General features: G+C 57.4%; 23 protein-coding genes and 1 tRNA gene. 14 read left to right on the top strand and 10 right to left on the bottom strand.

Features of this window, described 5'->3' with window-relative positions; translation table 11 throughout:
* Positions 1–177 precede the first annotated feature (177 nt).
* Positions 178–2,766, top strand: coding sequence for a bifunctional diguanylate cyclase/phosphodiesterase (locus tag ABJH13_RS15665; protein ID WP_348407158.1), 2,589 nt, complete (start codon positions 178–180; stop codon positions 2,764–2,766).
* A gap of 123 nt (positions 2,767–2,889) precedes the next feature.
* Here ABJH13_RS15665 and ABJH13_RS15670 read toward each other — a convergent pair whose 3' ends face one another.
* The 5 genes from ABJH13_RS15670 to ABJH13_RS15690 all read right to left on the bottom strand — a co-directional run bounded on the left by ABJH13_RS15670 (position 2,890) and on the right by ABJH13_RS15690 (position 8,374).
* Positions 2,890–4,089, bottom strand: coding sequence for a glycerophosphodiester phosphodiesterase family protein (locus ABJH13_RS15670; RefSeq protein WP_348407159.1), 1,200 nt, complete (start codon positions 4,087–4,089; stop codon positions 2,890–2,892).
* 154 nt (positions 4,090–4,243) lie between these two features.
* Positions 4,244–5,287 carry a TRAP transporter substrate-binding protein gene (locus tag ABJH13_RS15675; RefSeq protein ID WP_348407160.1) on the bottom strand — a complete coding sequence of 348 codons (1,044 nt, stop codon included), beginning with the start codon at positions 5,285–5,287 and terminating at the stop codon, positions 4,244–4,246.
* 38 nt (positions 5,288–5,325) lie between these two features.
* A complete protein-coding gene (locus ABJH13_RS15680; RefSeq protein ID WP_348407161.1) occupies positions 5,326–6,624 on the bottom strand; it encodes a TRAP transporter large permease in 1,299 nt (432 codons plus the stop codon).
* Complete coding sequence (locus ABJH13_RS15685; RefSeq protein WP_348407177.1) at positions 6,621–7,196, bottom strand: TRAP transporter small permease; 576 nt, start codon at positions 7,194–7,196, stop codon at positions 6,621–6,623. The genes ABJH13_RS15680 and ABJH13_RS15685 overlap by 4 nt, the downstream gene beginning before the upstream one ends.
* Positions 7,197–7,333: 137 nt before the next feature.
* Complete coding sequence (locus ABJH13_RS15690; RefSeq protein ID WP_348407178.1) at positions 7,334–8,374, bottom strand: D-cysteine desulfhydrase; 1,041 nt, start codon at positions 8,372–8,374, stop codon at positions 7,334–7,336.
* Positions 8,375–8,520: 146 nt separating this feature from the next.
* On the opposite strand from ABJH13_RS15690, the gene ABJH13_RS15695 reads away from it, so the two are divergent.
* From ABJH13_RS15695 to ABJH13_RS15710, 4 genes are all read left to right on the top strand, one after another.
* Complete coding sequence (locus ABJH13_RS15695; RefSeq protein WP_348407162.1) at positions 8,521–9,453, top strand: LysR substrate-binding domain-containing protein; 933 nt, start codon at positions 8,521–8,523, stop codon at positions 9,451–9,453.
* Between the two features lie 77 nt (positions 9,454–9,530).
* Positions 9,531–9,785, top strand: a complete 255-nt coding sequence (locus ABJH13_RS15700; RefSeq protein WP_348407163.1) for a hypothetical protein — start codon at positions 9,531–9,533, stop codon at positions 9,783–9,785.
* 214 nt (positions 9,786–9,999) lie between these two features.
* Positions 10,000–10,206, top strand: a complete 207-nt coding sequence (locus ABJH13_RS15705; RefSeq protein WP_005851393.1) for a cold-shock protein — start codon at positions 10,000–10,002, stop codon at positions 10,204–10,206.
* A gap of 877 nt (positions 10,207–11,083) precedes the next feature.
* The gene (locus ABJH13_RS15710; RefSeq protein ID WP_348407164.1) at positions 11,084–11,566 is read left to right on the top strand and encodes a DUF2938 domain-containing protein; all 483 of its coding nucleotides are present in this window, start codon (positions 11,084–11,086) and stop codon (positions 11,564–11,566) included.
* A gap of 115 nt (positions 11,567–11,681) precedes the next feature.
* Here the strand turns inward: ABJH13_RS15710 and ettA are convergent, their stop codons facing one another.
* The gene (gene ettA / locus ABJH13_RS15715) at positions 11,682–13,337 is read right to left on the bottom strand and encodes an energy-dependent translational throttle protein EttA (protein ID WP_348407165.1); all 1,656 of its coding nucleotides are present in this window, start codon (positions 13,335–13,337) and stop codon (positions 11,682–11,684) included.
* 169 nt (positions 13,338–13,506) lie between these two features.
* On the opposite strand from ettA, the gene ABJH13_RS15720 reads away from it, so the two are divergent.
* Together ABJH13_RS15720 and dacB are read left to right on the top strand one after the other, a co-directional pair.
* Positions 13,507–14,148, top strand: coding sequence for a nicotinate-nucleotide adenylyltransferase (locus ABJH13_RS15720; protein WP_348407166.1), 642 nt, complete (start codon positions 13,507–13,509; stop codon positions 14,146–14,148).
* Positions 14,149–14,191: 43 nt separating this feature from the next.
* Entirely contained in the window at positions 14,192–15,685 is a 1,494-nt protein-coding gene (dacB, locus tag ABJH13_RS15725) for a D-alanyl-D-alanine carboxypeptidase/D-alanyl-D-alanine-endopeptidase (protein WP_348407167.1), read from the top strand.
* 128 nt (positions 15,686–15,813) lie between these two features.
* On the opposite strand, the gene ABJH13_RS15730 is transcribed toward dacB, so the two are convergent.
* Positions 15,814–16,182, bottom strand: a complete 369-nt coding sequence (locus ABJH13_RS15730; protein WP_348407179.1) for a tellurite resistance TerB family protein — start codon at positions 16,180–16,182, stop codon at positions 15,814–15,816.
* Positions 16,183–16,351: 169 nt separating this feature from the next.
* On the opposite strand from ABJH13_RS15730, the gene ABJH13_RS15735 reads away from it, so the two are divergent.
* From ABJH13_RS15735 to ABJH13_RS15745, 3 genes are all read left to right on the top strand, one after another.
* Positions 16,352–17,935, top strand: coding sequence for a lysine--tRNA ligase (locus ABJH13_RS15735; protein WP_348407168.1), 1,584 nt, complete (start codon positions 16,352–16,354; stop codon positions 17,933–17,935).
* 62 nt (positions 17,936–17,997) lie between these two features.
* Entirely contained in the window at positions 17,998–18,399 is a 402-nt protein-coding gene (locus ABJH13_RS15740; protein WP_348407169.1) for a DUF4864 domain-containing protein, read from the top strand.
* 92 nt (positions 18,400–18,491) lie between these two features.
* Positions 18,492–20,246, top strand: coding sequence for a glycosyl hydrolase family 28-related protein (locus ABJH13_RS15745; RefSeq protein ID WP_348407170.1), 1,755 nt, complete (start codon positions 18,492–18,494; stop codon positions 20,244–20,246).
* A 3-nt stretch (positions 20,247–20,249) separates the two neighbouring features.
* Here ABJH13_RS15745 and ABJH13_RS15750 read toward each other — a convergent pair whose 3' ends face one another.
* From ABJH13_RS15750 to radC, 3 genes are all read right to left on the bottom strand, one after another.
* Entirely contained in the window at positions 20,250–20,918 is a 669-nt protein-coding gene (locus ABJH13_RS15750; RefSeq protein ID WP_348407171.1) for a hypothetical protein, read from the bottom strand.
* Between the two features lie 77 nt (positions 20,919–20,995).
* Positions 20,996–23,200, bottom strand: a complete 2,205-nt coding sequence (gene uvrB / locus ABJH13_RS15755; protein ID WP_348407172.1) for an excinuclease ABC subunit UvrB — start codon at positions 23,198–23,200, stop codon at positions 20,996–20,998.
* Positions 23,201–23,326: 126 nt separating this feature from the next.
* Positions 23,327–24,130, bottom strand: coding sequence for a DNA repair protein RadC (gene radC, locus ABJH13_RS15760; RefSeq protein ID WP_348407173.1), 804 nt, complete (start codon positions 24,128–24,130; stop codon positions 23,327–23,329).
* A gap of 209 nt (positions 24,131–24,339) precedes the next feature.
* Between radC and ABJH13_RS15765 the strand changes: the two genes are divergently transcribed.
* From ABJH13_RS15765 to ABJH13_RS15780, 4 genes are all read left to right on the top strand, one after another.
* Positions 24,340–24,651, top strand: coding sequence for an ETC complex I subunit (locus ABJH13_RS15765; protein WP_348407174.1), 312 nt, complete (start codon positions 24,340–24,342; stop codon positions 24,649–24,651).
* Between the two features lie 159 nt (positions 24,652–24,810).
* A complete protein-coding gene (locus ABJH13_RS15770; protein ID WP_348407175.1) occupies positions 24,811–25,737 on the top strand; it encodes an MYG1 family protein in 927 nt (308 codons plus the stop codon).
* A gap of 173 nt (positions 25,738–25,910) precedes the next feature.
* Positions 25,911–26,369 carry a GNAT family N-acetyltransferase gene (locus ABJH13_RS15775; RefSeq protein WP_348407176.1) on the top strand — a complete coding sequence of 153 codons (459 nt, stop codon included), beginning with the start codon at positions 25,911–25,913 and terminating at the stop codon, positions 26,367–26,369.
* 41 nt (positions 26,370–26,410) lie between these two features.
* A tRNA-Arg gene (locus tag ABJH13_RS15780) sits at positions 26,411–26,487 on the top strand.
* Positions 26,488–26,942 lie beyond the last annotated feature (455 nt).

Here is a 26,942-nt window from a genome sequence, read left to right on the forward strand (position 1 = left end):
GCGTTGGTAAGTGGCGCGATTCTCGTGGGCGCTTATCACGTCAATCAGGTGCTTGAACTCAACAGGCGTGCAGGTGCCGTCATCAGCACCGCGGCCGCACAACACACGTTGGCCCAACGGCTTGTGCTAATCCCTGATCGCATCGCATCGCAAACCAATAACTACACAAAAAGCCAGATGTTGCGTGCCGCCCGCGACGTGGTTCAAGAAATGCGTGCAGGTCATGCGTTTTTAATGACCGGCGACAATTCGATAGCCCCCCCCGCCCGCGCCTCCGAGACGCTTGAACAACTCTACCTCGCTGGTGGTCAACGACTGGAACGCACGGTGGGTCGGTTTCTGGATACTTACGAGAAATACCTCGAAGATCCTGATGCCAATTGGGCTATTATCAATGTGGAACGGGTCAATGTCGAAAACTTCCTTATGGTTACGCTCGAACGTGCCGCAGATTTACACGCCGAAGTGGCCGAAGGGAAAATGGACAGGGCAATTGAATTGCACCGCATCTGGATCGCTGTCGCGCTCGCGCTGGTTGGTTTTGTGGTTCTATTCGTGTTTCGCCCCCTCGCGCGCGACGCCGCACGGGCCGTCGGAACAATAAGCGCCGAACTTGACGACCGGGCAGTTTTACTTTCGCGGTCTTTTACAATCGCGAAGCTTGGTCACTGGCGAATAGCAGATCAAACATCCAGTGAGGTATGGTTATCGAAAGAGGTTATCGACCTTCTTGAACTGGATCTAGAAGAGGGCGCGCATCCCCTTTTTGTACTTCAATTCGACACTCAAAATGGGGCCCGCGATACAGCAACCGCCGCTTTGCAAGACGTTTGGGAAACGGGCCATCGCTCCATCGCACGCTCAACGTACGAAAAACTCAATGGCGATCATCTGGAATTGGTTATCCACATGGATGCCGAAATCGATACATCGGGCAATGTAGTAGCCGTTGTGGGGGTGATAACGGACCGCACATCAGAAACGGCAGCCGATCAGGCATTGATCGACAGTTACGAAGTGATCGAACGAAAATCGCATGATTTGGTCGAAGCCCAACGTTTGGGCAAGCTAGGGACATGGCGGCACGTGATCGGAACACATAGATTGGAGTGGGACGAGAGCGCATTCGAATTGTTGGGCATGGATCCCACCCGTTTTGAGACATCTATAGATAACGTAAATCGTTTATTCCTTGAGGGCGATCTCGGGCGCGTGACCCAACTTACGGAACGTGCAATCACCACGGGGCAGTCCCAATCAGATACGGTTCAGGCGTATCGCGGCGATGGCTCAGTTGTCGATTTGCACATCCGTTTCAAGCTTGAATGTGATGAACATGAAAAACCCCTTGCGGTATTCGGGACCTTGCAAGACGTTTCCAAACAACGTGCCGCCGCGCGAGAATTAGAGCAATTGGCCTATTTTGATGGGTTGACCGGATTGGCAAACCGCACACTTTTTTCCCGCGAGTTGAACCGTGTCAGTAAAGCTTGCGCAGAAATCAAGCATCAGGCTGCGTTACTTCTCATCGATTTGGATCATTTCAAAGAGGTCAACGACACGTTAGGCCATCAAGCTGGCGACGAACTCCTCGGGGTGGTCGGGCACCGGCTGGCCAAAGTTTTTTCAGACATTGGGTTTGTCGCGAGACTGGGCGGAGACGAATTCGCCGTGATCGTCGAGCATGATATTTCCACCGCAAAGATCGACAGCCTATGCCAAGACATCATAACGAACATCAGCTTGCCGGTCTCGCTGTCCTTGGGCAAGGTGCAAACCAACGCAAGCATCGGGGTTGCGCTTGCACCGCTTCATTCTGTCGAACCAGACGAATTGCTCAGCTTCGCAGACCTCGCACTTTACTCATCCAAAGAGCAAGGTCGCGGCAGAGCTTGCTACTATACAGAAAACTTCAGCACGGCACTTGAGACCAGAATATCGCTTGGCAATAAGATACGTCGCGCCATCGACAAAAAACGGTTCGAAGTCCACTATCAACCGTTGGTAGACATCCGCACGCAAACCGTCTGCAGTTTTGAGGCCTTACTCAGACTACCGAATGGCGATGGCGGATACATCCCCCCATCAGAATTCATCGCGGTTGCCGAAAGCTCGCACCTGATCGCGGATCTTGGCACTTTCGTTTTACATAAAGCCTGTGAGGATGCGCAATCTTGGGTGGCGTCGGGCCAACCTCGGCGCACGGTATCCGTCAACGTTTCGCCCGCGCAAATCTGGCATGGTGATCTGGAACAAGTCATCGACAGCGCGTTGAACGCCTCAGGCCTCAGCCCTGATTTATTATGTCTTGAGCTGACGGAAAGTGTTTTTGTGGCAGACAGTATTGAAAGACTGAACGGCATCCTTTGCCGGCTGCATCAAAGAGGTATCCGCCTTGCGCTTGATGATTTCGGGACAGGCTATTCGTCTTTAGGGTATCTGACCCGCCTGCCCTTTGACATCTTAAAAATCGATCGCATGTTTGTATCCAAAGCGCATGCAAGCGCCGAAAAAAGAAAAATGCTGCGCGGGGTGGTAAGCTTGGCAAAGGGGCTCGACTTGAAAGTCACGGCAGAAGGTGTCGAAACGGCAGAAGAATTGAATTTGGTACGCGATCTGGGCTGCGATACCATTCAAGGGTGGTATTTTAGCAAAGCGCTCCCCAACGCTCAGGCCTTGGTCAACGCAGAACGTATTGACACGCAACGGTCGATGACCATCCCCGATACGCCCAAGAACCTGTACAAAGGCGGCTCACTCAGCTGAACCAATCTGCACAACCCCCCGCGCTGCCTGCAAAATCAACCCGGGTCAACGATACGTTGGAAAGTCGCGCGCAACCAATGCGAACCACCGTCTAGATCACCGGGCCCAGACGGCGCGCGCATCTTATTCCAACCCCATGCAACTGGCGTAATAGCTGACAGTCGCGGGCCAATCCGAGAAGATACCCGCGACCTCAACGTCTTGTGCAAGCACGTCAATCACCTGATACATCGCGCCATCCGATGTGATCGCATCGCTGATTGATTGGTAATACCAGCCTCCACCGCTTTGCAAAGGCCCAGACCGTTCCATCGTCCAAGCGATGAGTTCCAACCCAGCCTCGCGCGCTTGCACCGCGTAGGTCGAGGGGACAATTTTGCCCTCCTCCAACGTCAACAACATCCAGATTGGCGGGGCCAGATAATTCACGCCCATCTCCTTGAGCGCATCCAACTGATGCACCCAAGTGGCGGGCTTTTCTGAATCCCATCCAGCCTGACGATAGCTGTCATCCAGATAAACCGCCTGCGCGCCAAATTCCGGCTCGTTGTTGATCCAATAAAGCACATCTTCCAAGTTGAATGACTGCGGCCAGACATCTGCCGCCGGGACACCCGCATCTTTGTAGGCATCGATCAGCTTTTGCGCATAGTCTGCTTGGCTGAAGCCATCGTAAGGCATGTCGACAACCGGGCTTTTAAGTTCGGGGGTGAACTTCACGCCAAGCGATTTGAACAACGCGATCGATTCTGCATGGCTGATCAGCACGCCCCCATCGGCGGCATAAAGATCGGTGCGCCAATTGGCGGTTCCATCCATGTAGGCGTCGACCGTCTGCGCGGTTGTGTCCGCCGCGTCCATTTTGCCCGTGAGGGTGCGAAAATCGGCCAACGTAATATCGGACGTTCGACATTCAGCGGTGGCTGCGGTATCGCCGTTGGCCGGGGTGAAACCCGCCGTGCATTTCGCCGCCAAATCGGTGGCCAAGATATTGGTTGTGGTGTGCAGATCGTCCTGCGCATGGCGGCACACCAGATGTTTGTCCGACGTAAACGTCACATCGCACTCCAAAATCCCTGCCCCCATACGCGCCGCGGCCACATGGCTTTCGACCGTGTGTTCAGGAAACTGCATGGGCGCACCGCGATGCCCGATGGAAAAATTCGTGCGCGCCACCGGGTCACCGGCGCATGACAGCAATTTATCCTTCAGCGCCCCCGGTTCCATCTGGTCAACCAAATAAAGCGGCCGTGGCCCGGTGGTAATCGGGTCAGCCAACGCGGGCGTCGCAACCGCAATCGAAAGTAGGAGAGATCTGAGCATATTTGGACCTTTCAAGACAGTTTGAGGGGGATGATACCGCAATGTGGGTGTATGGTGTCGGGTCTATGGCGCGCGGCGCAGGTCATTATGGACCGCACAGCCAAACCACATGCGGTTCGCGGATGCGCAAGCCTTCCTGCGCATCCGCGGGGTGTCATTTGATTTCGAAATCCATCGCAGCCCCGATTGTGCCGTTCCAGACGGTGGTACAGTCGTCGCCGCACCGGTCTTTATATGCGGGCAAAACGGCGTTTGTCGCGGCATCCGCCATCAACGCGATATCGGCGGGTGTGGCGGCCACCAATGTCATATCGGCCGCCGTGCCGTAATCGCACGCCCCGCCCCTGTTGCACGCCAAACCATCGGCAGTTTCCGTCGACGCCAGCGCAAACATGTCCTCTTCGAGCGCCATCAACCCGTTTTCGAGCGCCGCCTGCGCAGCAGCGTCGACGTCGTTCCACCAGTCCATATTCGCGATATGCGCAATAACGCCGTGGTTAATCGGCACCGCCGAAATATAGTCGGCCGGTTCATGCCATTTCGCAAGGAACCCCGACAATGCACCCGTGATCGCACAGTCGATGGTGCCGTTAGCCATGGCTGTGGGCACTTCGCCAAACGCCATCCCGATGGGCGATGCGCCGATATATTCTAGAAACACCTGCTGCGATGCGCCAGACGCGCGCACCTTGCGCCCTGCCAGATCGGACAGCGTGGTGAACGCGTCGCGACAGTACACGACCTGACTTTGATAGGTGCCATAGCCCAGCAATTTGATGTTGTGATTGGTTGCGAGGTAATCGGCGTGGGTCGCACGAAACGCTTTGGCGGCGGTGTGCACGGCCTCAACATCGGCCACGACACCCACCAGATCTGTTGCCTCGTTCATCGGCACGGACCCGGATGTATAGGCCAAAACCTGATGCGCCATCTGCACCGTCCCGTTGGAGACCAACGAAAACAGCTCGCCACCCTTGAAGCCGAGTTCATTGAAAGGTTTGACATTTGCAGTGATCGCACCGCCACTGTTTGCAACGATGGTGTCTGTCCAAAACGGCAATTCCATGTCTTTGTACATTGACAGGATCCCGATGGACCCAACGACATTCAGCTGTGTTTTCGGGATGTCTTGGGCATTGGCGTGAGCCGTCGTCAGACCCAGCGCAAGCGCGCCAAACAATGTGAAATTCAGTTTCATAATAACCCCTCTATTGCGTTGCGCAGGAACACCCTGCCTTATTTTGGATTGATAGCTTCGGGCAGCCAAAGCGCGAGCCCCGGCATGATAATCAGCAACGTCACCATGATCAGCATGGCGATCAAAAAAGGGATCGACCCCACAAACAGGTCAGAAATAGACCCCGCCTTGCGCACCGCCTGAACGATATACAGGTTCAACCCCACCGGCGGTGTGATCAACGCCGCCTCGATCAAAATCACAAATACGATGCCCCACCAAACGGGGTCGTACCCCAGCCCAACAATGACCGGCACGATGATCGGGGTGGTGGCGATCATCATGGAAATCGTCTCCATGAAACACCCCAAGACGAGGTAAAAAGCGATGATCGCCAACAGCATACCCAACGGCGGCCACCCCAACCCCAACAGCGATGTGGTGATCGCATCCACCAGGCCAATCGACACCATCACAAGGTTCAGGAAAAACGCGGCCAGAACGATCAGCATGATCATGCAGGTGGTGCGCACCGTCCCCTCAAACGCGCTGAGCAAGACGGGCACCGTCAATTTGCCGTTGATCGCGACCAAACCCAGGGTGGCCATCAACCCAAGGGCGGCGGCCTCTGTGGGCGTGGCCAGCCCCACATAGATCGACCCGACGACGACAAAAAACAGCCCCAACGGCGGCAGTAAATGCGGCAACCCTGCGATGCGCGCAGGCCAAAGTGACCCTCGCGCCTGCGGTGCGCCCGCGACAAGCGATGGTTTTATCAGCACCGCCACCAATACGATCCCGGAAAACAACATCGCCAACATCAAACCCGGAATGAACCCCGCGGCATAAAGATCGGTGACCGATGTTTGCGACAATACCGAATAGACGATCATGTTGATGGACGGCGGGATCAAAATGCCCAACGTCCCGCCCGCGGCGATGGAGCCCAGAAACAAGGGGCGATTGTAGCCGCCCTTGTCCATATTGGGGACAGCGACGGTGCCTATTGTGGCCGCCGTTGCCAGCGACGACCCCGACGTCGCCGCAAAAACAGCGCTGGAGGCGATATTGGTATGGATCAATTGCCCCGGCACGCGGGCGAACCACGGTGCAAGCGCGTCAAACAGGCGTTCTGAGACGCCTGACCGGTGCATCAATTCGCCCATCATGATGAACATCGGCGCCGCGATCAGGATGAAGTCGTTCGAGTGGCTCCAGAAAATTGGGCCGGATGCGCGGGTAAGCGGGATAAACGCGTAGTTTTCCGACAAAAAGAACGCCGTCAGCGCCAGCACTGCCGCAACCGGCAGGCTCAGGGCCAGACCAACCAACAACAAGAAAATCGACGCCTTGATCATGGTTTGGGGGCCTCTAGGTCAATGCCGATCTCGGCCATCTCGTCTTTGAGATCAGGGTTGGACATCACGGTCTCGACCCCGTTCAGGTCCCGTGCGACCCATCGCGACAACGCAAAAACAGGCGTCAAACAAGCGACCGTCGCGAACCAGACAAAGCCCAGCCACCAGATACCCTGCGGCAACAGCAAGGGCACCTGCAGCGTGGATTGCGACCGCGCGCCCAGTTTCCAGCTTTGCGCCAAGACATCAAACGAATACCACGCCAATGCGACCGCCGTCACCGCCAAGGCAATGGCCGCCGTCATATCGAACGCCAACCGAAGCGGCCGGGGCAGTTGCGCCGATAAGATATCCACGCGGATGTTGGCTTTGCTGGTGACGGTAAAGCCCATGCCCAAACCAATGCATGCCGCGAATGCGTAACTAGAGATCTCAAAACTCTCCAGAACGGTGCGCCCAACAACCGCACGCGACACGACATCGATGCTGATCGGGAGCGCGCATCCAAAGAGGATAACGGCCCCGGCAAGCCAAGCCATCCACCGGCTTAGCCGTGTCACAACATCATGCATATGCAGCACCGATGATCCCCCTGTTCACCACCGTCCTGCGGGAGGTTCCTCTATTTCTTCATATTCATCAATAGTATATCGCCGCGTTGCAGGTTTGGGGTCGTTGTTTTCAACGCAACTGCCAGAAATTGCCACCCTTACCCGGCATAGCCCGGCAGATCGAACGCATCGGCATAACCAAACAACCCAGCACTCCCCCCGGTATGCAGAACCACGACGTTGTTCATCCCGTCGAAGTACCCCTTGGCGATTTGATCAATCAAACCGTCCAACCCCTTGCCCGAATACACCGGATCAAACAGCAGCCCTTCGGTTTGCGCCAAAAGCCGCACAGCTTTGCGCATACCTTCCGTCGGCACCCCATACCCCGGCCCGACATAGTCGCAATTTGCCCGCACCTGATTGCGCTGGATGGCCACGCCCGTGCCCAGATGGTCGGCGGTTTTGGTGGCCAAATCATACACCATCTGTTCTTGTTTTTCTCGCGGCGCGCGCACCCCGATGCCAAGCAGATGAATATCGCTTTGAAGGGCGGCAAGGCCCGTCACCAGACCTGCCTGCGTTCCCGAACTGCCGGTGGCATGAACCAATGCGTCCACCGCGAGCCCAATTTCCATTGATTGTTCGACCAATTCACGTGCGCAATTCACATACCCCAACGCGCCAATTGGGTTCGACCCGCCCCCCGGTATGATGTAGGGTACATCGCCCGCGTCGCGCAGATGCGCGGCCAATGTTTCCATTTCGGCATTCATATCGGCCCCATTAGGCCGTTTGGACACGCGCGCGCCATGCAGGCGGTCCAATAGCACGTTGCCATTCAGAATATAGTTTGGGTCATTTGACCCCGTCCGGTCTTCCAGCAAAACATCGCACCCCAGCCCCAGCTTTGCTGCCGCTGCCGCCGTTTGACGCGCATGATTCGACTGGGTCGCCCCTTGGGTGATGATGGTCGTGGCACCCTTTTCGCGGGCATCCGCCATCAAATATTCCAGTTTTCGGGTCTTGTTCCCCCCGGATGACAACCCGGTGCAATCGTCACGTTTGACCCACAGACGCGGCCCGCCCAACATCTCGCTCAGCCGGTCCATCGGTTCCAACGGCGTCGGCCAATGCCCCAACTTCACCCGTGGAAATGCCCCAAGAGCGCGTTCCAGCGCCTTGCACGCGTCATGCATAGGATCGGTGAATGCTTCGGTTGTGGTCACAAGATGCGTCCCCCATTGCGCTGTTTCCCAAAGCGTTGCACGTGGTGGGCTTGTCTGGATACTGCCGATTTCCTAGGGTGCTCATACCAAAAGTATTGGCAAATGAAGGAATGGCCATGGATCTCCGGTGGCTTGATGATGCGTTGGTGTTGCTCGAAGAACGGAACTTGACCCGCGCAGCAGCACGCAGAAACATAACGCAACCAGCCTTTTCACGGCGCATTCGCAGTTTCGAAGACTGGCTGGGCACACCCGTCTTGGACCGTGGCAGCAACAGCATAGGCCTAAGCCCCGCTTTGGCTGCGAACGAACGAGAGATACGCGCCCTGTCCGAACGCATCTACGCATTGCGCGGTCGTATCGCCAATTTTGAACCCGCCCGGTCAACCATCACCATCGCCGCGCAACATGCTCCGATCCACTCGACGTTCCCCGACATGGCCGTTTGGGCAAAACATCTGTACCCCACGGTGAGTTTTCGGATGCAGGCAGGGGATCACCGCGACTGCGTGTCGATGTTTTTGCGCCGCGATACCGATATCCTTTTGTGTTACGAAGCGGAAGGTGACCCCCCGCTGCCTTTTGGCGATGCCATCAAACGGGCAGTATGGGGCACCGATTATCTCGTGCCCGTCCTTGGCGGCGACCTGCGCAATATGGTCGCGGCTGACGGATCGATCCCAGATGACCTGCCCGCCATTGTTTACCCCACCACCAGTTATTTCGGTGAGATCCTGGGCAAACGGGCCAAACCCTTCGGCACCAGCCCCCAGTCGCGCAACGTGGCCTGCGAGACCGCATTTTCCAACGGCATCAAAGAGTTGGCGTTGAAAGGGATCGGGGTCGGGTGGGTCCCGCTAAGCATGTCGCAGAGCGAACTTGAAAGCGGGGACCTCGTCTCTGTGGCGCCTCAATTGGGCGAATTACCGGTGCAAAACACACTGTATGCCTATGCGGCAGACGAGGTTCCCACCGCGCTGTTAAACGCGTGGGACAAAAAAGGCGGCGTCGAGGCCCCCGTGCAGCCGACACCCCCAAGCACAGGTTAACCAAACGCGGTTCTTCACGCGCGCGTTAACATTTGGTCAATACCCTCTTGGTACCGTTCAGTAGGAGGAACGGTGACATGGCAGTCTTATCCACGCTGATCGGCGGTCTGTTGGGCTTTTTCACCTTCTTGATTGCATTGATATTTTTCGACACCAGCTTTTTGTATGCGCTGGTCTTGTATGTTGGGGTCGGGGTCGGGTTTGCGCTCATGGCTTTGCTGACCACATACATCTGGTACACCATGGCAAACCGGTCGCCGCCGCGGCGCCTCATCGCGACCTGCCAAACCCGGTTGAGCCCAAATAGCCCGGCACAAAAACACCTCGGCTAAGCACCCAAAATTTATAGCTTTGCACAGCACAGTTTCGCCTACGTTGTAATCGTTTCTCTTGCCAGATCGCGACAACTCTGTCATACGCGCCCGTGCAAACGTTATTCTTTTTCGACCTGATGTCTCCCTTCAAAGGTGGTCAGTCTTCGATCCAGACCGACCACGCCGGGCCATCGCACTCATGCGGATGGCGCAAATCAAGGAGACCACGGATATGGCCACTGGCACCGTAAAATGGTTCAACACCACAAAAGGCTTCGGCTTCATCGCACCAGACGGCGGCAGCAAAGACGTGTTTGTACACATCTCAGCTGTTGAGCGCGCAGGTTTGACTGGCTTGGCCGACAACCAAAAAGTGACGTTCGACATTGAGGCAGGCCGTGACGGCCGCGAAAGTGCATCGAACATCGCACTCGCATAAGCGACGCGACATTCATCGAGAAAACCGGCGTTCTGCGCCGGTTTTTTTGTGCGATCATGGTAGATGATCACCCCAGTTTCGGCAAAACCGTGGTATTTTAAGGCCCAATGCTGCTGCGGCCCGCGTGCAATCGCCAATCAGCCGGTGATCCGCGCGAGACACCCGCGACTGAAACAACCACGTAACCGCCCCAAACCCACCTGACAATCACGCATGAGTTTGGCGTCCTCGCCGAGATCAAGGCATCTACCGGCCTGTGGATGACCCATGCCATGAACGGCAATAGCCCCGCCCGTTTACACTCGGGAAATAATCAGCCTTGCATGCGATACGTCTAAAAAACGTAAGCCATTGATATAAAATAATATTACACCAAAATTCAGACATGCCTGCATTTATAAATCACGCCAGCGCTCAGAAATATTCACCAGTGTGACCCCGGTCACAGACCCGTAGGCCCGTTTACCTTTAGGTTAAGGTGTGAGCTGAGGAGATGTGACTTTCTCAGAAGTGGAGTAGTGATTGTGACCACAGTACCAACATTTCATGACGACCGCCGGATTATTGTTCCGGATCTTACCCCAATTCCGCGCACCTCTTCCTGGCGCGCAACGGGGTGCAGCCCAGTCAGCCGTCGTCCTGGCCCGACATGCCCTTCTGCTTGGCATTTCACCGACTGGGCTGATCTCTAACCAACCGGGAGCACAGTTTTTCTCCCCCTGTGTTTCTCTCGTCTTTGACGGGTCGGTGTTTGCGCTGGCCCGTCTTTTTCGCCCCCAAAGCCCCCCAGTCACAGCGCCCTCTGTCCGCGAATCGTGGCTGGTCAAATACATCGAATGCTGCCACCACTCTCCCAACACAGTGCAAAGGGGATCGTGTGACAGCAGTATTACTCAGCGGCCTTGTGATGGGCACGCTCGCAACCGTGATGATGGATATCTGGGCGCAAATTCTGACACGTACGGCGGGGGTGCCTGCACCAAACTGGGCCATGGTCGGGCGTTGGGTGGGGCATATGCCGCGCGGGCAGTTTACCCACACCAACATGGCAGATGCGAATCAGGTACCGGGAGAACGCCCCATCGGCTGGGTTTTCCATTACGCGGTCGGCCTCGTTTACGGCATCGCCCTTGCGACCCTCATGGGCCCCGACTGGCTGGCCGCACCGACATTTGCGCCCGCGTGGATCTTTGCAATTCTGACGATCGGCTTTGGGTGGCTCGTGATGCAGCCCGGCATGGGCCTTGGGTTGGCCGCATCACAAACACCCGCCCCATGGCGTGCACGGGCGTTGGGTTTGCTGGCCCATACCGTCTTTGGAATAGGGCTATGGTTGGGCGCACTGGTCCACATGCACTAACTTTGCGGGCTCGATGCGCCAACCCAATGCGGTTCATCCGCTGATAGGTGTGGAGACCCCATCAAGCCAACAGGAATGGCGGCCATATTAGCCGCCACTCGATTTCAAAGGGATCTCAGCGCGCGAACTTCTTATGCTTCAAGCGTTTCGGCTCTAGGGCATCGGCGCCAAGACGGCGTTTTTTGTCGTCTTCGTAGTCCTCAAAGTTGCCTTCGAACCATTCCACGTGGGCTTCGCCTTCGAATGCCAGAATGTGGGTGCAAATCCGATCCAAAAAGAACCGGTCGTGCGAAATAACCACCGCGCAGCCGGCGAAATCGACCAACGCATCCTCTAGGGCGCGCAACGTTTCGACATCCAAATCGTTGGTCGGCTCATCGAGCAACAGCACGTTCCCGCCCTCTTTCAACAGCCGCGCCATGTGCACGCGGTTGCGTTCCCCGCCCGACAACAGCCCGACTTTCTTTTGCTGATCGCCGCCCTTGAAGTTAAAGGACGAACAATAAGCCCGAGAGTTCACCTCGGCATCACCCAGTTGGATCAACTCGGCCCCGCCCGAAATCGCCTGCCAGACGTTTTCGTCTGCGGCCAGATCATCGCGGCTTTGATCCACGTAAGACAAATCAACCGTATCGCCATATTCAATGGTGCCCGCGTCCGGCTCCAATTGCCCCGTCAGCATCTTGAACAACGTGGATTTACCCGCGCCGTTGGGCCCGATCACACCAACAATCCCCCCCGGTGGCAGCGAAAAGTCCAGCCCCTCGACCAGCTGTTTGTCACCCATATGTTTGGCCAGCCCAGTGACCTCGATCACCTTGTTGCCCAGACGCGGCCCATTGGGGATAACGATCTGCGCCCGCGAGAGTTTTTCGCGCTCTGATACGTCGGCCATTTCATTGTAGGCGTTGATCCGCGCCTTGGATTTCGCTTGCCGTGCTTTGGCGCCTTGGCGCATCCAGTCCAGCTCGCGCTCCAGTGTTTTCTGACGGGATTTATCCTCGCGGGCCTCTTGGCTCAGACGTTTGGCTTTCTGTTCCAGCCAGTCAGAATAGTTGCCCTCGTTCGGGATGCCCTTGCCCCGGTCCAGCTCCAGGATCCAGGTGGTGATATCATCCAGGAAATACCGGTCGTGTGTGACGATCAGAATGGTGCCCTTGTAGGCGATCAGGTGGTTTTGCAGCCACGCGATGGTTTCGGCATCAAGGTGGTTGGTCGGTTCATCGAGCAACAGCATATCAGGCGCTTCGAGCAACAGTTTGCACAGGGCAACGCGGCGCGCTTCCCCACCCGACAGGTTGGCGATCTCGGCGTCATCTGGGGGGCAGCGCAGCGCTTCTAGGCTGACGTCGATCTGGCTGTCCAGATCCCACAGGTTTTCCGCATCGATCTGGTCTTGCAACTGGGCCATTTCGTCGGCGGTTTCATCCGAATAATTCATCGCCAATTCGTTGTACCGATCAAGGATCGCCTTTTTATCGGCTACCGCCAGCATCACGTTTTCACGCACTGACAGACTTTCATCCAGCTTGGGCTCTTGTGGCAGGTACCCCACGGTTGCGCCTTCGGCGTGCCATGCCTCGCCCTGAAAGTCTTTATCAATCCCTGCCATGATCTTCATCAGCGTGGATTTACCCGCGCCGTTCACCCCAACGACGCCGATTTTAACACCGGGGAGAAAATTCAAGTGGATGTTTTCAAAACATTTCTTGCCACCGGGGTAGGTCTTGGAAACACCAGACATATGATAGACGTATTGATAGGCGGCCATGGGATGCTCCTGTCGCGTGGGATGAGGTTTGCCCCCTGATACCGGGCCACGCGCGGGGGCACAATGCGTGATCCGGGCCGCAGGCGGACACCGCACGCATGACCCGCCCATTGACAAGCGCCGCGCGGGGATCTTGAAGAGAACAGCAATAGCCAAAGGGCGATCAGATATGCGGCAAGGTTTTCCCATCGCGCGCACCGGCGAGGTTATCGGCCTTTTGGGCGGGTCCTTTGACCCCGCGCACGTCGGCCACGCCCATATCACGCGCGAAGCCCTTAAACGGTTCGGGCTGACACGGGTGTGGTGGTTGGTCAGTCCCGGCAACCCCTTGAAATCACACGGTCCGGCACCGTTGGGCGCGCGTTTGGCACAGGCGCGCTGGGTCATCGACCACCCCCGCGTTAACATCACTGACATTGAGGCAAAATTGGGCACACGGTATACGGCGCAGACGTTGGTGCGGTTGCGCGCATACTATCCCGGTGTGCGGTTTGTCTGGTTGATGGGGGCCGATAATCTGGCGCAGCTGCATCATTGGCGCAATTGGCGGCAGATCATGCGGTCCGTACCGGTTGGCGTTTTGGCCCGCCCCGGCGACCGGATGGCCGCCCGGACGAGCCCCGCCGCCCGGCTTTTTGCCCCGTCGCGGTTGGCGGGTCGCGCGTCGCAGCTGTTGGGCCATGCGCAGGCCCCTGCGTGGTGTTTTGTGAACGTTCCAATGGTCGCGCAATCGTCTACGGCAATCCGCGCAACGGGCGGCTGGACGGGCCAAGACACGCCACCTCACGGAATTTTAAACACTGTAGGGTAGGCAATCGGTTGTCTCAGGCCCCCCGCTAAGGTTTAGTTGCACCATGAACATCCGATCCCTACCCCGACGCGCGTTTTTGTCAGGCGCACTCGCCTGCACGGCCCTGCCCGCAGTGGCGCAGGCCCCGACGGTATCTTTACGGCCCCGTTTGCGGGATCTACGCCGTGCCAATTCATCCGGCCTTGATGCGTTGTTAAGCAAATCAGGGGTCACCGGTCAGGTCGTGTTTGCCGTCGCAGACGCAGACACCGGCGATGTGCTCGAAGGGCGGCTAACGCAGGTCGGGCTAGCCCCTGCCAGCGTCGCCAAAGCCATAACAGCCGTCTATGCCCAAGACACTTTGGGCGCAGAGCACCGGTTTTCGACAACGGTGACCGCCGCCGGCACCATATCAAATGGCATCCTAGACGGAGATCTTATTCTGGTGGGCGGCTGTGATCCAACGCTTGATACCCGTGGGCTGGCCGATTTGGCCACACAGCTCAAAGCGTCCGGCCTGCGCGAAGTTCGTGGCCGATTTATCGTGTATGAAAACGCCCTGCGCCCGTTGCCGTCTATCGACCCCGGACAACCCGACCACGTAGGCTATAACCCTGCGGTGTCGGGCATTGCCCTCAACTACAACCGCGTACATTTTGAATGGCGGCGCAATGCCGGGAAATACGCGCTCACGATGGACGCGCGCACTGCGGGGTACCGCCCCGATGTGACCATGGCGCAGATGGAAGTCGTGGACCGATCCGTGCCAATTTTCACCTACGAAGACATCGCAGGCCATGATCAATGGACCGTCGCCAAAGGTGCTTTGGGCAAAGAAGGCGCGCGCTGGCTGCCTGTGCGGCGGCCCGGGCTTTACGCCGGGGATGTGTTCGCGACCTTAGCGCGGTCCCACGGGATCGTGCTGGCCCGTCCCGAATTGACAGCCACGGTGCCCCAGACAGGCCTGACCACATTGGCCCACATACAAAGCCCGCCTTTGCGCGACATCCTGCGCGGCATGTTAAAGTTCTCCAACAACCTAACCGCCGAAATGGTTGGGCTGGCAGCCACGCGCGCCCGCACCGGGCGGGCACATACATTGGCAGGGTCCGCGCGGCAGATGAACCTGTGGGCGATAGAAAAATTAGGGATGCAAAAGCCCGCTTTTGTTGATCATTCGGGTCTGGGGGCGGCCAGCCGCATCACCCCGCAAGACATGGTGCGCGGGCTCGCAGCGGCACGGCGCAATGCAACGTTGCGCCCGATTTTAAAACCCGTCACCTTGCGCGATGCCAAAGGGCGGCCGCTCAAAAACCACCCCATCAAGGTCGATGCCAAGACAGGGACCCTAAATTTTGTATCGGGTTTGGCGGGGTACATTACCGCCCCCAACGGCCGCGAGATGGTCTTTGCAATCTTTTGCGCCAACGAAGACATCCGCGCCACGATCACCCGCGCCAACCGTGAACGCCCCAAAGGCGCACGACCTTGGGCCAACCGCGCGCGGCGTTTACAGCGCGACTTGCTCGAGCGATGGGGCAATCAGTTCTCAGCCTAACGGCATGCAGCGCCCATTAAAAAAAGCGCCGCATGTCGCGGCCCGTTATTTTGACCGGCTCAGTCGGGGTGCCGCCATTTACCCAATGCGCGATGGTCCCGCCCGAAACCGACAGTTCCACACCGCGATCAGGTCAAATGCCGCGCGCGTGCGCCACGTTCGATGGCGGCGGCATGCAACCGATCCAGATCAAGCTCATACCGAATCTCTTCGAGCAACCGAAGCTCTGCTTCGTCCAGCGTACCATCCGCCGCGGCGACATCGCACGCCAACGCATACCCGGTTTCAAACAACCGCTCTGGTAGACCTTCGCGGATAAGACCAAACAAGGCATCCAACCCGTCTTCTTGTTCGAACAAATCAAATACGGTTTGGCTGACAATCTTCATACGGTCTTGATCGTATTCAGAAAAAATCGGCAGCAACTGTACGGCCGTCTGGATTTTCACCAGTTCGGCCGTGCGAATGTCTTCATCCGACGCAGAAACCGCCATCATCAGGGCCACGAGGCAGTCTTGGGGCGAAAAGGAATGGGGCGCGTCATCTTGCACGGGGCAGGCTCTTTCATATTTGGTCTGGGCGTCCAGATTATTGACGCCAATGCTGCAACGCAATAGGGACAGGCGCAACCGGCGTATGGGCGCCAGGATTATATTTAGGTGAGTTATGTCTCAGATACGCGACGCCGCAATGACAAGCAAAGCATGGCCCTTTGAAGAGGCGCGCCGTATCCTCAAACGCTACGCCAAAACACCGCCCGAAAAGGGGTATGTGTTGTTCGAAACCGGCTATGGCCCCAGCGGCCTGCCCCATATCGGCACCTTCGGTGAGGTCTTGCGCACCACGATGGTGCGGCGTGCGTTCGAACAAATCTCGGATATTCCAACACGTTTGGTGTGTTTTTCGGATGATCTGGACGGGATGCGCAAGATTCCGGGCAATGTGCCGCAGCAAGACATGCTGGCCGAACATATGCACAAACCACTGACAAGCGTGCCTGACCCCTTCGGCACCCATGACAGCTTTGGCGACCATAACAACGCGATGCTGCGACGGTTCCTCGATACCTTTGGGTTCGACTATGATTTTTATTCGGCCCGCGAATTTTACAAATCCGGCCAGTTCGATGACGTGCTGCGCCGCGCTGCGGAACGCTATGACCAAGTGATGAAAGTCATGTTAAAAAGTCTGCGCGAAGAGCGTCAGCAGACCTATTCGATTTTTTTGCCGATCCACCCTGAAACCGGGCGTGTTTTATACGTGCCCATGAAACATGTGGATGGGGTTAACCACACGGTGACGTTTGACGACCCCGACGGCCGCGAATGGACATTGCCGGTGACGGGCGGCAACGTGAAACTACAGTGGAAGCCCGATTTTGGCGCCCGCTGGGCTGCGTTGGACGTCGATTTTGAGATGTACGGCAAAGAGCATGCCACCAACACCGCGATTTACGACCGTATCTGCGAGATTTTGGGGGGCAAAAAGCCCGAACATTTCAGCTATGAGCTGTTTCTTGACGAAAGTGGGCAAAAAATCTCCAAGTCCTCGGGGAACGGGATTTCGATTGACCAATGGCTCAGCTACGCGAGCACGGAAAGTCTGTCGTATTTCATGTATCAAAAGCCCAAAACGGCCAAGCGGATGCATTTTGACGTGATCCCCAAGGCGGTGGACGAATACCACCAACAACTGCGCGCCTATGCGACGCAGGATGTGGTTCAACGGTTAAACAATCCGGTGTGGCACATTCATTCGGGCGATGTTCCGACGTCAAACATGGTCGTTCCTTTCTCAATGTTGCTGAACTTGGCAAGTGTGTCTACCGCCGAAGACAAATCGCATTTGTGGGGGTTCATCCAGCGCTATGCCCCTGAAACATCAGCAGAAAACAACCCCGATATGGATGCGGCAGCTGGGTTTGCCGTGCGATATTACAATGACTTTGTGAAACCCCACAAAGTCTATCGCGCGGCCAGTGATCTGGAACGCGAGGCCCTGACAGACCTGCGCACGCAGCTGGCCGCCTATGATGGCCCCGTGGACGACGAAGCCTTGCAGTCCATTGTTTACGCCTGTGGTCGCGAACGGTTTGACCCGTTGCGCGCATGGTTCACAGCGCTTTACGAGGTCCTTTTAGGTGCCAGCCAAGGGCCACGGTTTGGCGGGTTTATCGCGCTTTACGGCGTGACCGAAACGGTGGCGTTGATTGATCAGGCGCTGGCTGGCGCGTTGACCTGCGAAGGCTAGTGCCTTGCCTTAGGCCCGGCGCGCCTTACCCTTTTGCTAGGTGGCAACAAGGGGGTGGCGCTATGCGTAAGGTATTCATCGGGCTAATTCTGGCGCTGGGGCTGGCGACAGCCCTGCCCGCCCAACAGGCGGATATTCAGGCGACAATCACGCGCCAGTTCGACGCGTTTCGGGCTGATGATTTTGACACCGCGTTTGAATTCGCCAGCCCCAACATTCAACGATTAATGCGAGACCCGCAAACCTTCGAGCGGATGGTGACGCAGGGCTACCCTATGGTCTGGCGCTCCGGCCAGATCCACTTTCTGGGCCTGCGCCAACAGGGCGAAACCTATACACAACGGGTGCAGATTACCGACCAGACAGGCCAGGTACACCTGTTAGACTATCACATGATCTCCACGGATGCGGGCTGGCGTATCAACGGGGTCCAGATCCTTGAAAGCGGGCCCTTAGGGGTCTGACCCGTCCGGCACCGTCACGGTGGTCAAGGGCTGCATTAACCCTTGCGCAGTACATCTGCCATTCCCGCGATTGGCGCGGCAAAGGGTAGAGAATGAACAAGGCGATCACCGATGGGGCAGCGCTCATGCCTCCTGCGTTTCACGAGGCGTTCGGGGCGTATTTTGTGGAGACCGGCGTGGGCACCCCCACAACCATCGACACATTGGGCACGTTGATCGCGGATGACCCCGATTTTGGCACATGTCTGGAATTGCACAGCCCCGAGCGCAACCTGCGCCTGCGCTATCAGGGTGAAACACCGCTACTGCCGGGGTGTTATTTGCGGATCTCGGCGCGGGTCAAGGCCACCGGCGGGCCGCTTACGTCGGTGCGCATTGCCGGATTCGCCGGCGGCGCCGGGGGCGTGGCGGTGAACCCCGCCCAATCGACAGGGCCCGCGGTGCGTCTAACTGCGTTGGATCAGGTCACCGAGGTTCATGCCATCGTCGGGCCCGGCACGCGGTTGGGCGTCGATATGGCGTGGGGCCCCGCCGCGTTATATGGGCAGTTCGGGTTGGACATCACGGGCCCAAAAGGCACCATTCTGCGCGTTGATCAGATCACCATCGAAGACGTCACCAACGTGTTTGCATCGCAGATGATATCGCAAATTGATGTGCGCGATTTTGGGGCCATCGGCGACGGTGAAACCGATGACAGCGCCGCCTTTGAAGCGGCCAATATTGCCGCAGGTGGGCGCATTATTTCGGTCCCACGCGGGCAGTATTATCTGGGCCGCGATATCGTTTTAACATCGCCTGCGCGGTTCGAAGGCCAGATCTGTATGCCCGAGGAGGCTGTGCTTTTACTAAGCCGTAACTTTGATCTTCCCAGTTATCACGATGCCTTTGGCACCCCGTCGCTTGCCCTGCGCAAGGGGCTGCAGGCGCTCATGTTACCGGCAGCCCCCAATCGTCTGGACATGAAGGGGCAGACCGTCATGCTCAGTGCTCCGTTGGTGGTCGCGCCGCCACAAGGTGTGCAGGCCGCCAAGGTGCGCAAGACCCTTTGCAACGGTCGGATCACGGCCTTGGTCAGCCCCGATTGGATGTTCGAAGAACATACCCTGCAGGCCCATTGGAGCCCGGAAAACCCCAACCTCTTGACCGCGGCGGGCACCGCAGCACAGATCCCTGTGGGTGCTCGTGTCACCGGGGCTGGCGTGCGCACCGAAACCTATGTTTGTGCCAAAGACCCCAAGGCACAGACCTTGACCCTCAACGGGCCGTTGGGCGGCGGCACGGGCTCTCGGGCATTAACCTGCACGCGGTTCCGATATCTGTTGGATTTCAGCGCCTTCGCAGACCTCAATGACGTCTGCCTGTCGAACATCGAGCTGTGCGGAGAGGGCGTGGCCAGCGGGGTCATGCTTGCGCCGCGCGGGTCCGGTTTTCGCATGAATGATTGCACAATCCGCGACATGCGCGACCGGGGGTTAACGTCCTGCGGCACCGGTTGTCACGCATTGGTTTTAGACCGCAGCAGCTTTTTCAGCCGTCGCCGGACATCCCTGCCGTATTTGGGGTTCAACGCCAACGCGGGCGGCCTGCAGATTGTGAACTGCCGATCAGACGGCGCCCATGCATTTGGACATTTCGCGGGGGAAAGCATGTTGATGACCGGGTCTCGGGTCAATAACACCACCGGCGAGCCCCACCCCGGTCTGATCCTCGAGCATAGCACCGGCTTTTTGCTCACGGGCAATTGTTTTGACGCATGCAGTGTCGTCGCGGGCCCCGATCAGGAGGTCATAGAACCCGATGGGAACTTGTTTTCATTGCGCACCGCCCGCGCCGCGCCCCATTAACGGTCAAAAATCGCGCCAAAGCCCGAGTTTGAACTGCGTTTCGCCACCCCCCATAATCGGGAATTCCACGCCCAATTGCGCCGTGTAGGGCCCCTTGCCCGGTACCACCAACACCGAAGGCGCGAATTTTGCGAAGACCTCTCCGCCTTGGTGGGTCATGAAGACCTGCGCCATACCCTTGAAATGCTTAGTGAAACCCAAACCGACCGTTCCATCCAATTTGATGCGGGTGTCCAACGAGCTACCGGGGATATTCAGGCTGCTGTCGATCACCGCCCAGCCATAGCGTTCGCCGATTTGGATGCCGCGCCCCCAAGACACCCCCGCCTCGACCGCAGGTGCGAAAACCATGTTCTGCGACCGCGCACCCACCCCAAAATGCCACGCCCATTTGTGCGTGGCCTCTGGTGCGCTGATCGGGAACCGCAAGAAAACGATCGCCGACCCTGATTGTTGTAGCGTGCGGTCGATGCCATAAAAAACATCCGCACCCAGCGTGATGTTATCGCGCAGCCCGTATTCGAAATACCCCGAGCCCGACACGTCTTTTTCCGCCGTGATACTGCCAGAGGTCGCCACGAAGGCCTTGCCCTTTTCGCGCAGCCACGGCCCCGCCTGTGCGGCCTGAGCACATGCCAAAACGATACTCATGGCCAGTGTATGCACCCGCATGACAAAACTCTCCCGCGCCAGAATATGGTTAACGGGCCTTAATAAATCGTAAACCCACTCCGAATGGCGCGCCTGTGCTACCGCCCCTTTTTGCGTTTGACGCCACCGCGCATACCGCCCCGCCCCATGGTGCTGCGGCCCGACGCCTTTTGCGCGTCATCCACCGCCTTTTCCACCGCGTATTGGCGCGCCATCGGATCATCCGCGATGGCCAAATCGACCGCCTCCAGCCGCTTGACCTCATCGCGCAGTCGGGCGGCCTCTTCGAATTCGAGGTTCTCGGCAGCTTTGCGCATATCCGTGCGCAACCCATCCAGCACGGCTTGCATGTTGCCGCCCGCCATCTGTTTATCGATCTTAGCCGTGACGCGCGACTGGTCGGTGTCACCTTGATAAAGCCCCGAAAGAATATCCTCGACGTTTTTCTTGACCGTGGCGGGTGTGATCCCGTGTTCTTTATTGTAGGCGATCTGCTTGGCGCGGCGACGGTCGGTTTCGGCAAGCGCACGTTCCATCGATCCGGTGATGCGATCTGCGTACATAATCACGCGGCCTTCGGCGTTGCGCGCGGCCCGGCCAATAGTCTGCACCAATGACGTTTCTGACCGCAAAAACCCTTCTTTGTCCGCATCCAAAATCGCCACCAACCCACATTCAGGAATATCGAGCCCCTCGCGCAACAGGTTGATCCCGATCAGCACGTCAAACGCCCCCAACCGTAGATCCCGCAGGATCTCGATCCGTTCGATCGTGTCGATATCCGAATGCATGTACCGCACACGGATGCCCTGTTCGTGCATATATTCCGTCAGGTCTTCGGCCATGCGTTTGGTCAGCGTGGTGCACAGCGTGCGGTAGCCGTCGGCGGCAACCTTGCGCACCTCGTCGAGCAAATCATCAACCTGCATATCGACGGGTCGGATCTCAATCATAGGGTCCAAAAGGCCCGTCGGGCGGATCACCTGTTCGGTGAACACGCCGCCTGTTTGTTCGATCTCCCAGTTTGCGGGGGTGGCCGATACAAACACCGATTGCGGGCGCATCGCGTCCCATTCCTCGAATTTGAGCGGGCGGTTGTCCATGCATGATGGCAACCGAAACCCATGTTCGGCCAACGTAAATTTACGCCGGTAGTCGCCCTTGTACATGCCGCCGATCTGCGGAACAGACACGTGGCTTTCATCGGCAAAAACGATGGCGTTGTCGGGGATAAATTCGAACAACGTGGGGGGTGGCTCGCCCGGCGCACGGCCTGTCAAGTACCGCGAATAGTTCTCGATGCCGTTGCAAACGCCCGTCGCCTCTAGCATTTCCAAATCGAAATTGGTGCGTTGTTCAAGCCGCTGCGCCTCGAGCAACTTGCCATCAGCCACCAATTGGTCGAGCCGGATTTTGAGCTCCTTTTTGATCCCAATCACGGCCTGCTGCATCGTGGGTTTGGGCGTGACATAGTGGCTGTTGGCATAAACGCGAATTTGGTCGAAATTGTCGGTTTTTTCACCGGTCAGCGGGTCAAATTCGGTGATAGATTCCAGGTCTTCGCCGAAAAAAGACAAGCGCCACGCGCGATCTTCGAGGTGTGCGGGGAAGATTTCAAGGCTATCCCCGCGTACTCGGAACGACCCGCGCTGAAACGCCTGATCATTGCGCCGGTACTGTTGCGCCACCAAATCTGCCATGACTTGGCGCTGGTCGTAGACCGACCCAACCTTCAAATCCTGGGTCATCGCGCCGTATGTTTCCACCGACCCGATGCCATAGATGCACGACACCGACGCCACGATGATCACATCGTCACGTTCCAACAGCGCCCGCGTCGCCGAGTGGCGCATACGGTCGATCTGCTCGTTGATCTGGCTCTCTTTTTCGATGTAGGTATCCGACCGCGCGACATAGGCTTCGGGTTGGTAGTAGTCGTAATAGCTGACGAAATATTCGACCGCGTTGTCGGGAAAGAACCCTTTGAATTCACCGTAAAGCTGCGCCGCCAGTGTCTTGTTTGGCGCCAGAATAATCGCCGGGCGTTGGGTCTGTTCAATCACCTTGGCCATGGTGAAGGTCTTACCTGTCCCCGTCGCGCCCAGCAAAACCTGATCTTGGTCGCCATTCAGAACCCCCGCGCTGATCTCTTTGATCGCGGTGGGTTGGTCGCCTGCGGGTTCGAATTCGGTGACCAATTCAAATGCTTTGCCACCCTCCAGTTTCGGCCGCGCCCGCACATCGGGTGCAGGGTTGGCCATAACGGCAGGGACTTGCGAAGAATCAGTTTGGGCGTACGGCATGATGGCTCCTTGGCGTCCCCACCAAAGTGTCATGAATACGTCTGGGTTCAAGGGGGCGCAGGGGCATGTTGCCAGAAACTGTCCGGGTTTCCGGGCCAAGACGCGCCATTCAACACGGTGAGGCTGCTAAAGCAGCCCCAGAGTTTTGAACGACGTTTCTTCTTTTTTGCCAATGATCACGTGGTCATGCACCCGCACATCAATCGCCCCGCAGGCCACCACGATATTATCTGTCATCAAGATATCAGAATCGCTTGGCGAAGGGTCACCAGAGGGGTGGTTGTGCACCAGAATCAGCGCCGAGGCGTTCAATTCCAGCGCGCGTTTGACAACTTCGCGAGGGTAGACAGGCACGTGGTTGACCGTGCCGCGCGCTTGTTCCTCATCTGCGATGACTGTATTGCGATTGTCCAGAAATAGGATGCGAAACTGTTCGGTGTCACGATGCGCCATGGTCGTGCGGCAGTAGACAATCAGATCATCCCAACCCGAAAGCGCGCATCGTTCCAACACCTTAGCCTGCGCCATGCGGTGGGCAAAGGCCTCTACCAGACGCAGCTGCAGAAAGACCTTTTTAGTCGTGCCCCGCACTTGCAACAGCCGGTGTTCAGAGGCCGCTACCACACCATTCAGGTCACCGAATGTCTCGAGCAACTTTTTAGCCAGCGGTTTTGTGTCGATCCGGTCGATCGCGTTAAACAGCAACAATTCCAGCAATTCATATTCGGGCATGGCCGCGTGACCACCCGTCAAAAACCGATCCCGTAAGCGGCCCCGGTGGCCAACATAATGCGGCGATGGGCCACCGCCCCTTGACGCAAATTCGCCCGGTTTTAGCGCGCGCGTCTCGGCCCAGGCGGGGATGCGCCTGTCCAAGTCATCTAACCCACGCATGGCCTCTTCCGAGAACCCGTTATCATTACTTGCCACGACCATTGCGCCTTTCCCGATTCCCAATCGTGATGGCAGGGTGGAAGGTCTTGGTTAGTGAAAGGTTAACCTCAGCCGCCTGTATGTTGAATATTCCGCCCAAACAGAGGTTTCGCATCATGTGTGTTTCAAATACCGCGCATTGGAGCCTTGCCACACTGCGGTAAATCAAAGATATAATAAGGCACGTCATTTTCAGGAGCCAACAGATGCGCGCACGCATTTACCAGCCCGCCAAGACAGCGATGCAATCCGGCACAGCCAAGACCCACGGCTGGGTTCTTGAATTTGCGCCGGCGTCTGCACGCGAGGTTGATCCGTTGATGGGTTGGACCTCGTCCACTGACACGCAAAGTCAGGTGCGCCTGCGGTTCAAAACCAAAGACGCAGCGGTAGATTACGCCCACGAAAACGACATCGACGCCGACGTGCAAGAGCCCAAAAAACGCCGTGCCAACATCCGGCCCGGCGGTTATGGCGAAAATTTTGCAACCGGACGACGCGGCGCCTGGACCCACTAATGCGGCGTTAGACCTAGGCAATTCGCCTGCTCATTTATGGCGTTACGCGCAGCACATTTGTAGTGCGTGCAGCCCCTGCAAAAACAGATACCCCATCAATTCAAAGGGCGGCCTATTTGGTCGCTCAAACGACGTACAACACGGCTGGAGCCTGCCCTCATGAGCATCACACATCTCGTCACACATTCCGGCGGTTTCCACGCGGATGAACTGCTGTCGTCGGTCATTTTAACGCGTCTGTTTCCCCAGGCCGAACTGCTCCGCAGCCGAGATAAGGCATGGATCACACCGCGCGCGGACCGGATCATCTATGACGTCGGCGGCAATTTTGATGCGGCGGCACAGATTTTCGACCACCATCAACGGCCCAATCCGCTGCGCGAAGATGGCCAACCCTATAGCTCCTTCGGTTTGATTTGGGCACAATATGGTCGTGACTATCTGGCCGCGATGGATGTTCCAGAAAAAGACGCGGATGCTATCCACGCGTCCTTTGACAAGGGGTTTGTTCTGCCCGTCGATTTGGTCGACAATGGTGCGGTGAACACGTCAGAGGCCGGGCCGCTGTTTTCCGGCATGACGTTACCGGTGTTGCTGGAAAGCCTGAAAACCGTGTTTGACGACCGCGAAGACGGTGCAGATGATCGCGCCTTCATGGCCGCACTTCCCGTGGCCCGCGCGTTTATCGAAGCTCAGATCAAACGCAAAGCCGCCAAATTCCGGGCCGAAGACATGGTCTTGTCGGCCATCCGCGCCGCAGGTGCGGGCCGCGTTCTGGAGCTGCCAATGGGCATGCCTTTCCGCGCGGCGGTAGAAAAGGCAGGCGCCGAACATTTGTTGTTTGTCGTCCATCCGCGCGGCGCTGACTGGACGCTGACCACGATCCGCGTGGGCGATGACACCTTCGAGAACCGCGCGGATTTACCCGCCGCTTGGGCGGGGTTGACCGATGGCGCGCTTGAAACCGCAAGCGGCGTCACGGGCGCGAAATTCTGTCACAATGGGCGGTTCATCGCAGTGGCGAACGCCCGCGACGCAATCTTGCAAATGGCGGATATCGCGGTAACCGAGGCCACCAAAGAATAGCGCAAGTATGGTACATTCCTATTCTAAAGCAACGGGTTACGGTGTGCAGGCCTTGTTATATCATCTGCGATGAACGTGTTTTGACCACCTTGGCACCTATTCCGAAACGGTGCAAAATGCGCCAGTGTCACCACAGTGATAGCCCCGCAACGTCAATTTTGGATGGGTTTTAAATGGCCTTTATAATCGCGGCGACAGACCCAAACACCCCCGATGTCGCCGCCTTGCTGACGCGGCATTTAGAGTTGATGCAAGATCAATCGCCACCTGAAAGCTGCCATGCACTGCCGTTAGACGCGTTCTCAGACCCTGACGTTACGGTGTTTACCCTGCGCGAAGCGGACACCCTGCTGGCTGTCGGGGCCCTGCGGATGGATGCAGGCTGGGGCGAGCTCAAATCGATGCATACCGCGCAATCGGCACGCGGTCGTGGCGCCGCGCGCGCCTTGCTGGACGTGTTGATCAACGTAGCGCGCGATGCCAACCTGACCCGGCTGTACCTTGAAACCGGATCAGGGCCAGAACACATGGCGGCGCGGCGGTTATATGCGTCGGCTGGGTTCAGCGCGTGCGCACCGTTCGGGGATTATCTGCCTGACCCGCTCAGCTATTTCATGACACGGGCCATCTGAGACTTGCACACCGCCCGCCACTACGGCAAAAGTCATGCAAGGGGCCCTTAGCTCAGCTGGATAGAGCAGCCGACTTCTAATCGGCAGGTCGAGGGTTCGAATCCTTCAGGGCTCGCCATCTCCCCTTTTGTGAAGCGTCAGATAGTTTGTCCTTTTTGGACAAGGTCTTTCCATTTACGACACATAATTTTGCCATTGGTATGACTGCAGTTGTGATGCCATCTAGTGCTTCCCCTTTTTTGAACTGGTTTTGAGCAAAGCGCTTTAGCGCCCGGCCTCTAAAACCTGCTCCCGCGAGGGTTGGGGGTAACAACTGCAATACAATTCGACGAGGTTGGTGCGGCCCGCAGGCGCAGCTGAGGACACGGCCTTGCTTAATTGTGTTGCAGGCGCGTGGGGACTACGTCCCCTAGCTTCTTGGAAAGGTGCGGAAAGCATGCGTAATTGGGCTGACCCTGCACTTTGGTCGAGCTCCCGATAGGATCACAGCATAGCTGTGAACAAGGGAGACAGTAAATGGAATGTTACGCTGGGTTAGACATATCGCTTCGGTCGTGCGCGTTGTGCATCGTC

Source organism: Roseobacter sp., assembly GCF_039970775.1.
Classification (GTDB): Bacteria; Pseudomonadota; Alphaproteobacteria; order Rhodobacterales; family Rhodobacteraceae; genus Roseobacter.